Raw genomic sequence first — 13,746 nt, forward strand, 5'->3', positions numbered from 1 at the left:
GGGCCGACTCTGTGGCCCGAAAGGTTTTACTGGGCGTCAGGCACACCTGACGCCCGATCCAATTAGCTGGCGACGATATTGACCAGTTTCCCGGGCACTACGATCACTTTGCGAATCGTCAGGCCGTCAACGAAACGCAGTACGTTCTCGTTGGCACGGGCTGCCGCTTCGACTTCTTCACGGGTAGCGGCGGCCGGCATTTCGATCTGGCCACGCAGCTTGCCGTTGACCTGGATCACCAGGGTCAGGCTGTCCTGAACGAGTGCGCTTTCATCCACCACTGGCCAGCCGGCGTCGATCACAGGGTCGGCGTGGCCCAGTTGATTCCACAGTTCGTGGCAAATGTGCGGGGTGATCGGAGCCAGCAACAGCGTAACGGCTTCCAGACCTTCCTGAACCAGTGCGCGATCCTGTTCGGTGGATTGTGCTGCTTTTTCCAGTACGTTCATCAGCGTCATCACCTGGGCGATGGCGGTGTTGAATTTGTGATTTTGGCCGACGTCATGGCTGGCCTGCTTGATCGCCTGGTGGATCGCGCGACGAACGGCTTTCTGCTCGTCGTTCAGGCCGGCGATGTCCAGTTTGCCCGGCAGGCCCTGAGTGACGTGGGCCTGAGCCAGACGCCAGACGCGCTTGAGGAAGCGGTGCGAACCTTCAACGCCGGAGTCGGACCACGCGGCGCTCATGTCGGGCGGCGAGGCGAACATCATGAACAGGCGGCAGGTGTCCGCGCCGAACTGGTCGATCATCGATTGAGGGTCGACGCCGTTGTTCTTCGACTTGGCCATTTTCTCGGTGCCGCCGATTTCCACCGGCAGACCGTCGGTTTTCAGTCTGGCGCTGGTGACGTTGCCCTTGCCGTCGCGTTCGAGATCGACGTCCGCCGGGTTGAACCAGGTGTAGGCGCCGTTGGCTTCGCGGCGATAGTAAGTCTCGGCAATCACCATGCCTTGAGTCAGCAGGTTCTTGAACGGCTCGTTGGAGCTCACCAGGCCTTCGTCGCGCATCAGCTTGTGGAAGAAACGCGCGTACAGCAGGTGAAGAATGGCGTGTTCAATGCCGCCGATGTACTGATCCACCGGCAGCCAGTGGTCGGCCGCGGATTTTTCCACCAGACCGCCTTCGAAGTGCGGCGAGGCGTAACGGGCGTAGTACCAGGACGACTCGACGAAGGTGTCCATGGTGTCGGTTTCACGCTTGGCAGGCTGACCGCATTTCGGGCAGGTGCACTCGTAGAACTCGGGCATGCGTGCCAGCGGCGAACCGGCGCCGTCCGGCACCACGTCTTCCGGCAGGACGACCGGCAGTTGATCTTCCGGCACCGGCACGTCGCCGCAGGCATCGCAGTGGATGATCGGGATCGGGCAGCCCCAGTAGCGCTGACGGCTGATGCCCCAGTCGCGCAGGCGGAACTGGGTGCGCGAGGCGCCGAGGTTTTTCTTGATCAGGGCGACTTCCATGGCGTCGAACGCGCCAGCGAAGTCCAGACCGTCGAATTCGCCGGAGTTGATCAGCGTGCCGTGCTCGCCGTAGGCGTCTTGCCATGGCGCCGGGTTGGTTTCACCGGAGCTGGTGCGCACCACGGATTTGACCGGCAGGTTGTACTTGTGGGCGAATTCGAAATCGCGCTCGTCGTGCGCCGGCACAGCCATGACCGCGCCGTCGCCGTAGTGCATCAGTACATAGTTGGCGACCCACACCGGCAGTTTTTCGCCGGTCAGCGGGTGCTCGACGAACAGGCCGGTCGGCAGGCCTTTCTTCTCTTGAGTGGCGACGTCGGCTTCGGCGACGCTGCCGCCCTTGCATTCGGCGATGAACGCTTGCAGCTCAGGGTTGTTCTTCGCGGCGAGAGCGGCCAGGTGGTGCTCGGCGGCCACGGCAACATAAGTTGCGCCCATCAGGGTGTCCGGACGGGTGGTGAAGACTTTCAGGGTGCCGGTTTCGCCGATCGAGTCGACGTTGTACGGGAACTGCACTTCCATCCCGCGCGACTTGCCGATCCAGTTGCGCTGCATGGTCTTGACCTGCTCAGGCCAGCCGGTCAGTTCGTCGAGGCTCTCCAGCAGCTCATCCGCGTAGGCGGTGATCTTGAAGTAGTACATCGGGATTTCGCGCTTTTCGATCAGCGCGCCGGAACGCCAGCCGCGACCGTCGATCACCTGTTCGTTGGCCAGAACGGTCTGGTCGATCGGGTCCCAGTTCACGGTGCCATTCTTGCGGTAGATCACGCCTTTTTCGAACAGGCGAGTGAACAGCCATTGTTCCCAGCGGTAGTAATCCGGCTTGCAGGTGGTGACTTCCCGCGACCAGTCGACCGCCAGGCCCAGGCTGCGCAGCTGGGATTTCATGTAGGCGATGTTTTCGTAGGTCCACTTGGCCGGGGCCACGTTGTTCTTCATCGCGGCGTTTTCCGCCGGCATGCCGAAGGCGTCCCAACCCATCGGTTGCAGAACGTTCTTGCCGAGCATGCGCTGGTAGCGGGAGATCACGTCGCCGATGGTGTAGTTGCGCACGTGCCCCATGTGTAGCTTGCCGCTGGGGTAAGGGAACATCGACAGGCAGTAGTAGGTTTCCTTGCCTGGCTGTTCACTGACTTCAAAGGACTTTTGCTCGTCCCAGAACGATTGGGCGGCGGCTTCGATTTCACGGGGCTGATATTGTTCGTGCATGGCTACTTTTGTACTGGATAGGGGTGGCCTAATCCTCTTCAATGCGACGTCCCGGGCATGTCGGACGAGCTGGAAGTGGAGTTACAGGAAGCGCCGTAGCATACATGACCGCGCTTGGCCTAGGGAAACCCTGATTGCAGCCGTTTGACCGGCCGAAATCGCGGCGAGGGCCGTTGGTCGCGGCACGCAGCCGGTTTGTGCAGCGAAGCTAAGCTCTAACTGGGGAGTGAGTCTTATCTTCAATGAGGTGAGGGATGGTGGAGTCACAGCAAAAAAACGTTACCAAACCCGAGTTGTACGAGCGGTTGATCGATCGTCTGGGGATGGCCCTGGACGCGGCAAAAACCGCTGGAAGGCTGCGCGACGAGCGCCCCCTGGAGCTGGAATTGCGTGGCTTGAGTCCCGCCGAGTTCAAACTGGTCAAGGCCTATCTGGATCGCAGTGAGCGTGAAACCCACGGATACCTGTCACAAGCAGTGAAACAGCTCGATGCTGCCCATTCGGCCAAGGTCATCTGGCTCAAGGACAAGGCACCCGGCAGAGACGCCGTCAAAGTGCGGACTCTGCAGGCCAAGTAAACGCATGGCAGGTCAAAAAGCGGATCTTTTTCAACGGGATCCGACCCTACTGGTTGTCGCGCTGTATCAACCCACTTAGGCTTCGGGCATCTCTGGAGATGCTCGATGCCTTTTCGTTATTTCATTAAACAACTTCTATTGCCGCCAGGCCTTCTCTTGTTGCTGCTACTCGTCGCCTGGTGGTTGCGACGTTCGCGGCCGCGACTGGCCGGGCTGTGTTTCGCCCTGGGTTTTGGCGGCTTTTTGCTGATGAGTCTGCCGGTGGTCGTGCAATGGGGCGCCAAAGCTCTGGAGCGCGAGCCGCCGCTGGCCCGGGAAGCATGGAAAAGCCTGGCGCAGCGCGCCGATGCGATTGTGGTGCTGGGCTCCGGCCGCGAGCGCGGCGATCTGGCCTGGGGTGAAGATCAACCGACCGGTGTCGGGCTGGAGCGCCAACGTTATGCGGCGCGACTGGCCAAGGCGTCCGGGCTGCCGATTCTGACCAGCGGCGGCCTGCATTACGGTACGCCGCCGACCGAGGCGAAGCTGATGGCGGATTCGCTGCGCGATGACTTCGGCGTGACCGTGCGCTGGCAGGAGGGAGAGAGCCGCACTACGTGGGAGAACGCCGAATTCAGCGCCAAAATGCTGTTGCCGGAAGGCGTCAAACGCATCGTGCTGGTCACCCAGGCCTGGCACATGCCGCGAGCGGTGTGGAGTTATCAACAGGCCGGGTTCGAGGTCGTGCCGGCGCCGGTCGGTTTCCTCGGCACGGACAATGCGCGACCGTTCGGCGGCTGGCTGCCGGAGTTCAAGTCGATCTGGCAGAGCGGGCAGTTGATGAACGAGGCGGTGGGGCAGATCGGCTATTCGCTGTTCTACCGAGGGAATGGCAGAGCCGAGTGATCACTCCCGCGCAGGACGCGGGAGTGAGCGGGTTTTCAGAGTGTCTTGGACATCCGGTTGGTCATCAGCGCCCAGCCGAACAGCACCACACACAGGATGATCAGCGGCCACGAGCGCCATTGCAAATACGGCGTCAGGTTGTGCATCGGCACCACTTCGCCGTAGAGCACGCCCTGCTCGAACTGCGGAATTCGCTCGGTGATCTGGCCGAACGGGTTGATCAGCCCGGTCACGCCGTTGTTGGTCGCGCGAATCATCCAGCGTCCTGCTTCAAGCGCGCGCATCTGCGCCATTTGCAGGTGTTGCAGCGGGCCGATTGACGTACCGAACCAGGTGTCGTTGCTGATCGTCAGCAGCAGATCGCTGCGTGCCGCCAGGCCTGCGGCGAATTCCGGATACACCACTTCGTAGCAGATGAACGGCGCGATCTGGTAGCCCTTCGCTTGCAACAGCGCCTGATCGGCAGGGCCGCGGGCGAAGTCGGACATCGGCAGGTCGAAGAACGCGATCAGCCCGCGCAGGATGTCCTGCAACGGTACGTATTCGCCGAACGGCACCAGTTTCTGCTTCAGATAAGTGCCGTCGCCTTCGCCGACTACGGTGATGCCGTTGAAGAAGCGTTTTTCGTGACGGACCATTTCGCGGATCGGCACGCCGGTGATCAGCGCCGATTTACGCTCGGCGGCGAAGTTGCCCATCATGGTCAGGTAGCCCTCGGCGGACTCCTTGAGCACCGGGACAGCGGTTTCAGGCCAGATCAACAGGTCGGCCGGTTTGGAGCGGAAGCTAAGGTCGCGGTACAGCGCCAGTTGCGCATTGAGCTCGGCCGGGTCCCATTTCATGCTTTGTGCGACGTTGCCCTGAATCGCAGCAACGGTCAGCGGCGCGCCGGCCGGGCTGGTCCAGGCATGACCCTTGAGTGCAATGCCCGCTGCCCATGGTCCTATCAGCAATACCAGCCCAGCAGCGATGAACGCTTTGCGGCGGGTTTGCAGCAGGCGCGGTGCGTTGTAGATCAGTGCAGCGGTCAGTGCGAGGACGAACGACACCAGCCACATGCCGCCCACCGGCGCGAGTCCGGCCAACGGGCCATCGAGCTGGCTGTAACCGGAATACAGCCACGGAAAACCGGTGAGGAACCAGCCGCGGAAAGCTTCCTGGCCTACCCATAGCGCCGCAAATGCAAGGGCGTCGGCCACCGGCGCTTCGTTACGCCGCAACCAGCGCGCCCAGAGCCAGGCGGGCAGGGCGAAGAACCAGGCAATGGCCGCCGTGAAGATCAGCATCAGGAAACCGGCCAGCAGCACCGAAGCTCCGCCGAAGTGGTGGATGCTGTAATAGATCCAGCTGGTGCCGGCGCCGAACAGGCCGAAACCGAAGCACCAGCCACGACCCAGTGCCTGACGCGGGCTCAGCTCGCGCAGGCCGGCGTAGAACAGGCCGACCGCCAGCAGGGCCAGCGGCCAGAGATCGAACGGTGCCAGAGCGAAGGTGGTGATTGCACCGGCCGCCACGGCCAGCAGGTTACCGGGCCAGCCGGGGCGGGTTGTCCAGCGCATTTCAGTCCTTAAATTTACCGGGCGATTGGCGTGAGTCGCAGCAAGTGAATCCGACGGCTGTCGGCGTTCAGGATGCGGAAGCGATAGGCGCCGATTTCAGTGATTTCGTTGCGTTTTGGCAAGTGCCCGAACGCGCTCATCACCAGCCCGCCGACGGTGTCGAACTCGTCGTCGGAGAATTCGCTGTCGAAGAACTCGTTGAAGTTTTCGATCGGCGTCAGGGCCTTGATCAGGAAATCACCGCTGGGCAGCGGCTTGATGTAGCTGTCTTCTTCGACGTCGTGTTCGTCTTCGATGTCGCCGACGATCTGCTCGAGCACGTCTTCGATGGTCACCAGACCGGCCACACCACCGTATTCGTCGATCACGATGGCCATGTGGTTGTGGTTGGCGCGGAATTCGCGCAGCAACACGTTCAGGCGCTTGGACTCCGGCACGAACGTGGCCGGGCGCAGCAGGTCCTTGATATTGAAGCTGTCGCCGTTCTCCTTGAGGATCAGCGGCAGCAGATCCTTGGCCAGCAGCACGCCCATCACGTCGTCATGGCTTTCGCCAATGACCGGGTAGCGCGAGTGGGCCGAGTCGACCACGGCGGGGAGGAATTCGCGGGGTGTCTGGGTCGCCTTGATGCTGATCATCTGCGAGCGCGGCACCATGATGTCGCGAACCTGCAGGTCAGCCACCTGGATGGCGCCTTCGACGATGGCCAGCGCTTCGCTGTCCAGCAGTTTGTTCTGATGTGCATCGCGCAGCAGCTCCAGCAGCTCCTGGCGGTTCTTCGGCTCGTGGGCAAAAGCCTGGGTCAGTTTACCCAGCCATGACTTTTGCCCGTTGCTCGATCGATCTTCGCTCATAGCGATTACTCTGAATCCTTTGTTGTAACGGTAGGGGATGTTTCGGTTTCGTCGTCCGCGTACGGATCGGGATAACCCAATTCGGCAAGCAACTCGCGTTCCAGTGCTTCCATTTCCTCGGCTTCCTCGTCATCTATATGGTCGTAACCAAGCAGATGCAAGCAGCCGTGAATGACCAGATGTGCCCAATGGGCCTTTAATTCCTTGCCCTGTACGGCAGCTTCGCGCTCGACCACGGCCACGCAGATCACCAGATCGCCCAGCAATGGAATGTCGAGAAACTCGTCGGGCACTTCGGCGGGAAAGGACAGGACGTTGGTCGCGTAATCCTTGTGCCGCCAGGTGTGGTTCAGTTCGCGGCCTTCTTCCTCGTCGACCAGACGAATGGTCATTTCCGAGTCGGCGGTGCGCTGACGCAAGGCCAGTTCGCACCATTGGCGGAATTCGGCTTCGGTCGGCGCAGACGCTTCGGTCGCGATTTGCAGGTCAAGCTCAAGCATCGTGGCGAGTGTCCTTTGGCGCTTCTTCAGCGATACGCGTCTCGAAGCGCTCGTAGGCTTCGACGATGCGTTGCACCAACGGGTGGCGCACCACGTCTTTGGGCTGGAAATGGGTGAAGCTGATGCCCGGCACATCTTTCAGGACTTCGATGACGTGATGAAGTCCGGATTTGGTGCCACGCGGCAGGTCGACCTGGGTGATGTCGCCGGTGATCACAGCTGTGGAGCCGAAACCGATCCGGGTCAGGAACATCTTCATCTGCTCGACGGTGGTGTTCTGGCTTTCATCGAGAATGATGAAGCTGTTGTTCAGCGTGCGACCGCGCATGTAGGCCAGCGGCGCAACTTCGATCACCTGACGCTCGATCAGCTTGGCCACGTATTCGAAGCCGAGCATCTCGTACAGCGCGTCGTAGAGCGGGCGCAGGTACGGGTCGATCTTCTGCGACAGGTCGCCGGGCAGGAAGCCGAGTTTTTCACCCGCTTCGACCGCCGGACGCACCAGCAGGATGCGCCGGATCTGCTCGCGCTCCAGGGCATCGACGGCGCAGGCCACGGCCAGATAGGTCTTGCCGGTACCGGCGGGGCCGATGCCGAAGTTGATGTCGTTGCCGAGGATTTCCTTCACGTAGCGCAGCTGATTCAAGCCGCGTGGGCGAATCATGCCTTTCTTGGTGCGCAGGGCGACGGAGGCTTCGGCGGGGGCGTGGTTGTCCAGTTGCTCGACGGCCGATTCCTGGAGGAACAGGTGAACCGTATCCGGCGACAGCTCAGAACCCTTGGTTTCCCGGTACAGGCGGCGAATCAGGTTTTCCGCGGAAGTGGTGTGCTTGGGTTCGCCGATCAGCTCGAACTGATTGCCGCGGTTGCGGATCTCGATGGCCAGGCGCTGTTCGATCAGGCGCAGGTGCTCGTCGAACTGCCCGCACAGATTGGCGAAGCGGCGAGCCTCAAAGGGCTCGAGGATAAAACGATGTGGTTCGATGGGTGCGTTCAAGGTCGTATTTAGCCGCCCTGGGGCAATTGGGATGAATTGAAGGATAACGCCAGTGGCGTGGGTGCGAAAGCTCTTAAATAGCGCAAGATCAATCACAGTTCCTGTGGGAGCGGGCTTGCTCGCGAAAGCGGTGTGTCAGCACAGTCAATAGTGGCTGATACGACGTCTTCGCGAGCAAGCCCGCTCCCACAAGGGAAATATGCGGTGTTACTGGATCAGCGAGCCGCGCAGCGAGTGCGGTTGCGCCGCGTCGATGTGCACGTCGGCGAACTGGCCGATCAGGGTCGGATTGTCGCAGCGGAAGTTGACGATACGGTTATTCTCGGTTCGCCCTTGCAGCTCGCCCGGGTCTTTCTTCGAATAATCGGTCACCAGAATCCGCTGGATCGAACCGACCATTTGTCGGCTGATCTCGAACCCTTGCTGATTCAAACGGTGCTGCAAGGCGTTCAGGCGTTCTTTCTTCAGTTCTTCCGGGGTGTCGTCGGCCAGATCGGCGGCCGGGGTGCCCGGGCGCTGGCTGTAGACGAACGAGTAGGAAAAGTCGAAACCGACGTCGGCAATCAGCTTCATGGTCTGTTCGAAGTCTTTCTCGGTTTCCCCCGGGAAGCCGACGATGAAGTCCGAACTGATGCAGATGCCCGGTACGGCGGCGCGCAGTTTGCGCAGCTTGGATTTGTACTCCAGTGCCGTGTGGTTGCGCTTCATCGCGGCCAGGATCCGGTCCGAACCCGATTGCACCGGCAAGTGCAGGTGCTTCACCAGTTCCGGCACTTCGGCATGGGCCTGGATCAGGCTGTCGGAGAACTCCAGCGGGTGCGAGGTGGTGTAGCGAATGCGGTCGATGCCGTCGACCGCCGCGACCACGCGGATCAGTTCCGCCAGATCCGCCAGGCGACCGTCGTGGGTCAACCCGCGATAACCGTTGACGTTCTGCCCCAGCAGGGTCACTTCACGCACACCGTTTTCGGCCAGGTGGATGATCTCGGCGATCACGTCGTCGAACGGGCGGCTGACTTCTTCGCCGCGGGTGTAAGGCACCACGCAGAACGTGCAGTACTTGCTGCAGCCTTCCATCACCGACACGTAGGCGCTGGGGCCGTCGATGCGCGGCTCGGGCAGGTGGTCGAATTTTTCGATTTCCGGGAACGAGACGTCGACTTGCGGCAGCTTGCTGATGCGCGCGGCGTCGATCATTTCCGGCAGGCGGTGCAGGGTCTGCGGGCCGAACACCACGTCGACATACGGCGCGCGATCACGGATCGCCGCGCCTTCCTGGCTGGCCACGCAACCGCCGACGGCGATCACCATGTCCGGGTTCGCCAGTTTCAGTTCGCGCCAGCGGCCGAGCTGGGAGTACACCCGGTCCTGGGCGCGTTCGCGAATCGAGCAGGTGTTGAGCAGAATCACGTCGGCATCTTCGGCGCGCGCCGTGACTTCCAGGGCCTGGTGTTCGCCCAGCAGATCGACCATGCGCGAGCTGTCGTACTCGTTCATCTGGCAACCGTGGGTTTCGATGTAAAGCTTCTTGGCCATGGAATAGGGTCGTCACGTGGTTCAAAGAACCGCGCATTATAGGGAACATGTCCCCAGGTTCCTACAGCTGTGCGTCCGGTGGCTATGCTATAGTTCGCGCCCTCATTTTTTACCCCGATGTCGTCCGCCCGCCATGACCAAACGCGAAGCTCCAATCTACAAGGTGATTTTCCTCAACCAGGGCCAGGTGTTCGAAATGTACGCCAAACAGATCTATCAAAGTGATCTGTGGGGCTTCCTGGAAGTGGAAGAGTTCGTCTTTGGCGAGCGCACGCAAGTCGTCGTCGACCCGAGCGAAGAAAAGCTCAAGGCGCAGTTCGAAGGTGTGGTGCGCAGCTTTGTGCCGATGCACTCGATCGTGCGCATCGACGAGGTCGAGCGTCTGGGAACGCCGAAGATCAGCGAAGCCCGTGGCGGCGTTGGTAACGTGATGCCGTTTCCGATGCCGATGCCTGAGAAGTAAACCGTAAGACCGAGTCGCCTCATTCGCGAGCAAGCCCGCTCCCACAGGGGAATGCAATCCAATGTGGGAGCGGGCTTGCTCGCGAAGAAGCCAGAAAAATCTATAGAGAAATCAGGGAAGGGGCGAGAACGGCGTACGCCCGTCGGCGCTTTGCAGTTCCATCAGGTATTTACGGAAAATTTGCCCGAGCACCTGGGTCGCGGTTTCGAGATCCTCGCGGGACATCTTTTCAGAAACTTCGTCGGCGGTGTCGAGCGCGTCTTCGGCGCCGTTGACCGCCGCCATCTTCAGCACGATGTAGGCCTGAATGTTGTTGGCCTGCACGCCTTCCCCGTGGAAGAACATGGTGCCGAGCTTGAACTGCGCCTGGGCGTGACCCTGCAGCGAGGCCTTTTCGAAATAGCTCAGGGCTTGATTGAGGTCGCGCGGCGTATTCTTGCCGTCGTAGTAGAACTCACCCAACTCGTATTGCGCTTGCGCATCCCCTTCATCCGCTGCCTTTTGGCAGGCGGCGAGGGCCTGCGTGACATCTTGCGGCTGAGTATTGAGGGTGCAGCGACCCATCGCCGGGATCAACAACGAGTTGCCGCCTGCTTGTGCATGTGCGAGCAGCGGCTGAAGGAGCAACAGGCAGCCCAAGGCAAGGGTGCGGCCGGTGCGGTTCATGGGAATCGACTTACCTCTGAAGGGCGCGCGGACCCGTCGAGGGATCCAATAAGCGCGCATTATGAAATAAGCAGGGCCATCCTTACAAAGTCTTTACTCGATTTTCTGCTGCGCGGGAAATATATCGCCCACTTTATGGGAGATTTTTGGCAGGCGTGTCGGAAAAGGCGTGCAGATGTAGGAGAACGCTGACGCTGGCAATGGCCAACGTCAGCGGCGGGGCGTTTTACTTCAACTTGGCGAAGGCGCGTTCGGCAGCGTCGAGGGTCAGTTTCAGCTCGGCTTCGCCATGGGCGATCGAGGTGAAACCGGCTTCGAAGGCGCTCGGTGCCAGATATACGCCACCTTCCAGCATCAGGTGGAAGAAGCGGCCGAACAGCGCTGCATCACTGGCCATCACGTCTTCAAACGTAACAATGTCGTCGGCACCGCTGAAGTACAGACCGAACATGCCGCCCGCCTGGGTGGTCACGAACGGAATGCCGGCGGCATCGGCGCGCTGTTGCAGGCCGTCGAGCAGACGCGTGGTGTAATCGGTCAGCTCGGCGTGGAAACCCGGACGGCTGATCAGGCGCAAGGTGGTCAGGCCGGCGGCCATCGCCAGCGGGTTACCCGACAGGGTGCCTGCCTGATAGACCGGGCCCAGCGGCGCGATGCGTTCCATGATCGAGCGTTTGCCGCCGAAACAGCCGACCGGCATGCCGCCACCGATGATTTTGCCGAAGGTGGTCAGGTCCGGGGTTACGCCGTAGTAGGCCTGGGCACCGCCGAGGGCGACGCGGAAACCGGTCATCACTTCGTCGAAAATCAGCACCACGCCGTGCTTATCGCACAGGCTGCGCAGGCCTTCGAGGAAACCCGGCGCCGGCGGTACGCAGTTCATGTTGCCGGCCACTGGCTCGACGATGATGCACGCCACGTCCTGACCGACTTCGGCGAGCATTTTTTCAACCGCGTCGATGTCGTTGAACGGCAGGGTCAGGGTGTGTTTGGCGAACGCTGCCGGTACGCCGGCCGAGCTTGGTACGCCTTGGGTCAGTGCGCCGGAGCCGGCCTTGACCAGCAGGCTGTCGGAGTGACCGTGGTAGCAGCCTTCGAACTTGATGATGCTGTCGCGGCCGGTGAAACCACGGGCCAGACGGATCGCGCTCATGGTCGCTTCGGTGCCGGAGCTGACCATGCGCACCATCTCCATCGACGGCACCAGCGAGCAGACCAGGTCGGCCATCTCGGTTTCCATCGCGGTCGGCGCGCCGTAGGACAGGCCGTGCTGCAACTGGTTACGCACTGCGTCCAGCACGTCCGGGTGGCTGTGGCCGAGGATCATCGGGCCCCAGGAGCCGACGTAATCCACATAACGCTTGTCGTCTTCGTCAGTGACGTAGGCGCCTTCGGCGTGCTTGAAGAACAGCGGCGTGCCGCCAACGCTCTTGAACGCGCGCACCGGCGAGTTCACGCCACCGGGAATGTGTTTCTGGGCGTTGGCAAACAGGGTTTCGGAACGAGACATGATCGGGCTCTCAGACTTTTAATAATTCATTGAAGGCGCGGGCGCGGCGGGTCACTTCGGCGCTGCTGTCGGCGCCGAACAGGCCATGGACCACGGCCAGCAGATCGACACCGTGGGCCACCAATGGCGCAGCGTTGTCGAGGGTGATGCCGCCGATCGCGCAGATCGGCAGGTGCAGGGTGCGCTTGGCTTCGTCGAGCAGATCGAGGCTGCAACTCGGTGCACCGGGTTTGGTGTTGGAATTGAAGAACCGACCGAAGGCGACGTAACTCGCGCCTTCCCTGGCGGCCTGTTCGGCCAGTTCCAGCTGCGCGTGGCAGGTCGAACCGATGATCGCCTTGGAGCCGAGCAGGGCGCGGGTCGGCGACAGCGGGCCGTCGGTCTGGCCCAGGTGCACGCCGACGTTCAGGCGCGCGGCCAGTTCGGCGTCATCGTTGATGATCAGTTGCGTCTTGTAGCGCTCGCACAGATCGCGCAGGGCTTCGGCCTCACGCAGACGGCGGGCCTCGTCGCTGCTCTTGTCGCGGTATTGCAGCAGGGTGACGCCGCCTTCCAGCGCCGCCTCCACGTAGGACAGAAACTTGCCGGCCAGCAACTGGCTGTCGGTGATGGCATACAGGCCACGTAGTTTCATCGCGCAGACCTCAGGCTCGGAACATCAGGAACAGAAATCCAGCGGCAGACGACGCGGCACGAACTGGCCTTTGCCCAGCTGTTCGGCATCGCGCAGGGTGCGCCAGGTGTAATCCAGCGCAGTACGCACCGCGCTGGCGAGGTTTTCGCCCAGTGCCAGGCGGCCGGCGAGGGTGCTGGCCAGGGTGCAGCCGGAACCGTGATAGCTGCCGGGCAGGCGCTGGCACTTGAAGGTTTCGCGCAGACCGTCGCGGCTGTACAGGCGGTTGTGGATTTCGGTTTCGTCGCCGTGACCGCCGGTGATCAGCAGGTTCTTGATGAACGGCAGGAGTTTTTCAGCGCACTCGTCCGCGGTGCCTTCCGGCAGTTCGGCAAGGATCCGGGCTTCGGGAAGGTTGGGGGTGGCGATGATCGACAGCGGCAGCAGGCGTTCGCGCATGGCGTAGCCGACTTCGTCCTTGCCCAGGCGTCCGCCGCCGCCGGCACGCAGCACCGGGTCGCAGACCACTGGCAAGTGCGGGTGCGCCTGAAGCAGTTCGACGACGGTGTCGACCATTTCCAGGGAACCGAGCATGCCCAGTTTCACCGCCGCGACTTCGGAGTCGTTGAGCACGGCATTGGCCTGGGCCAGTACCCACTCACGGTCGAGGACGCGAAAGTCAGTGACGTTGACGGTGTCTTGCACGGTCAGGGCGGTGACGGCCGGAGCCGCATGGCAACCCTGAGCGAGCAGGGCTTCGATATCTGCCTGCAGGCCGGCGCCACCACTGGGGTCGTGGCCGGAGAGACAGAGGACAACGGGGCGTGAGCTGTAGATATTCATGGTGCGCGAGCTTACCACCAAACCTGTTTTCCGGGTGTTGTGGCGCAGTGCGCGGCCGATAACCCGGGTAGCG

At 61.7% G+C, this 13,746-nt stretch carries 13 protein-coding genes; 3 read left to right on the forward strand and 10 right to left on the reverse strand.

The annotated features are described in order from the left end of the window. Positions 1-62 precede the first annotated feature (62 nt). The gene (gene leuS, locus CAG25_RS18245) at positions 63-2,669 is read right to left on the reverse strand and encodes a leucine--tRNA ligase (RefSeq protein WP_064599659.1); all 2,607 of its coding nucleotides are present in this window, start codon (positions 2,667-2,669) and stop codon (positions 63-65) included. A 254-nt stretch (positions 2,670-2,923) separates the two neighbouring features. Here leuS and CAG25_RS18250 point away from each other — a divergent pair, with 254 nt between their 5' ends. After that, the gene (locus CAG25_RS18250; protein WP_039771843.1) at positions 2,924-3,247 is read left to right on the forward strand and encodes a hypothetical protein; all 324 of its coding nucleotides are present in this window, start codon (positions 2,924-2,926) and stop codon (positions 3,245-3,247) included. 105 nt (positions 3,248-3,352) lie between these two features. Beyond that, complete coding sequence (locus tag CAG25_RS18255; RefSeq protein WP_085612553.1) at positions 3,353-4,132, forward strand: YdcF family protein; 780 nt, start codon at positions 3,353-3,355, stop codon at positions 4,130-4,132. A 35-nt stretch (positions 4,133-4,167) separates the two neighbouring features. Here CAG25_RS18255 and lnt read toward each other — a convergent pair whose 3' ends face one another. From lnt to miaB, 5 genes are all read right to left on the reverse strand, one after another. Beyond that, complete coding sequence (gene lnt / locus CAG25_RS18260) at positions 4,168-5,691, reverse strand: apolipoprotein N-acyltransferase (RefSeq protein ID WP_085612554.1); 1,524 nt, start codon at positions 5,689-5,691, stop codon at positions 4,168-4,170. A 14-nt stretch (positions 5,692-5,705) separates the two neighbouring features. After that, positions 5,706-6,545, reverse strand: coding sequence for an HlyC/CorC family transporter (locus CAG25_RS18265; protein WP_007909641.1), 840 nt, complete (start codon positions 6,543-6,545; stop codon positions 5,706-5,708). Between the two features lie 5 nt (positions 6,546-6,550). After that, positions 6,551-7,045, reverse strand: coding sequence for an rRNA maturation RNase YbeY (gene ybeY, locus CAG25_RS18270; protein ID WP_085612555.1), 495 nt, complete (start codon positions 7,043-7,045; stop codon positions 6,551-6,553). Further along, on the reverse strand, positions 7,038-8,042 hold the full coding sequence (locus CAG25_RS18275; protein WP_085612556.1) for a PhoH family protein: 1,005 nt from the start codon (positions 8,040-8,042) through the stop codon (positions 7,038-7,040). Before CAG25_RS18275 ends, ybeY begins: the two co-directional genes overlap by 8 nt. A gap of 207 nt (positions 8,043-8,249) precedes the next feature. Continuing rightward, positions 8,250-9,578 (reverse strand): tRNA (N6-isopentenyl adenosine(37)-C2)-methylthiotransferase MiaB, encoded by a 1,329-nt coding sequence (gene miaB / locus CAG25_RS18280; protein ID WP_064382169.1) that lies wholly within the window; start codon positions 9,576-9,578, stop codon positions 8,250-8,252. Positions 9,579-9,711: 133 nt separating this feature from the next. Between miaB and CAG25_RS18285 the strand changes: the two genes are divergently transcribed. Then, positions 9,712-10,041: a DUF1820 family protein gene (locus CAG25_RS18285; RefSeq protein WP_027617776.1), complete on the forward strand. Its 330-nt coding sequence runs from the start codon at positions 9,712-9,714 to the stop codon at positions 10,039-10,041. A gap of 111 nt (positions 10,042-10,152) precedes the next feature. On the opposite strand, the gene CAG25_RS18290 is transcribed toward CAG25_RS18285, so the two are convergent. The 4 genes from CAG25_RS18290 to CAG25_RS18305 form a co-directional block, all read right to left on the reverse strand. Further along, positions 10,153-10,707 (reverse strand): tetratricopeptide repeat protein, encoded by a 555-nt coding sequence (locus CAG25_RS18290; RefSeq protein ID WP_085612557.1) that lies wholly within the window; start codon positions 10,705-10,707, stop codon positions 10,153-10,155. A gap of 226 nt (positions 10,708-10,933) precedes the next feature. Beyond that, positions 10,934-12,217 carry a glutamate-1-semialdehyde 2,1-aminomutase gene (gene hemL, locus CAG25_RS18295; protein WP_064599654.1) on the reverse strand — a complete coding sequence of 428 codons (1,284 nt, stop codon included), beginning with the start codon at positions 12,215-12,217 and terminating at the stop codon, positions 10,934-10,936. A 10-nt stretch (positions 12,218-12,227) separates the two neighbouring features. Continuing rightward, positions 12,228-12,851 carry a thiamine phosphate synthase gene (gene thiE / locus CAG25_RS18300; RefSeq protein ID WP_085612558.1) on the reverse strand — a complete coding sequence of 208 codons (624 nt, stop codon included), beginning with the start codon at positions 12,849-12,851 and terminating at the stop codon, positions 12,228-12,230. Positions 12,852-12,875: 24 nt separating this feature from the next. Further along, positions 12,876-13,673 (reverse strand): hydroxymethylpyrimidine/phosphomethylpyrimidine kinase, encoded by a 798-nt coding sequence (locus CAG25_RS18305; RefSeq protein WP_039771996.1) that lies wholly within the window; start codon positions 13,671-13,673, stop codon positions 12,876-12,878. Positions 13,674-13,746: the final 73 nt, after the last annotated feature.

The organism is Pseudomonas sp. B16(2017) (assembly GCF_002113205.1).
GTDB lineage: Bacteria > Pseudomonadota > Gammaproteobacteria > Pseudomonadales > Pseudomonadaceae > Aquipseudomonas > Aquipseudomonas pharyngis.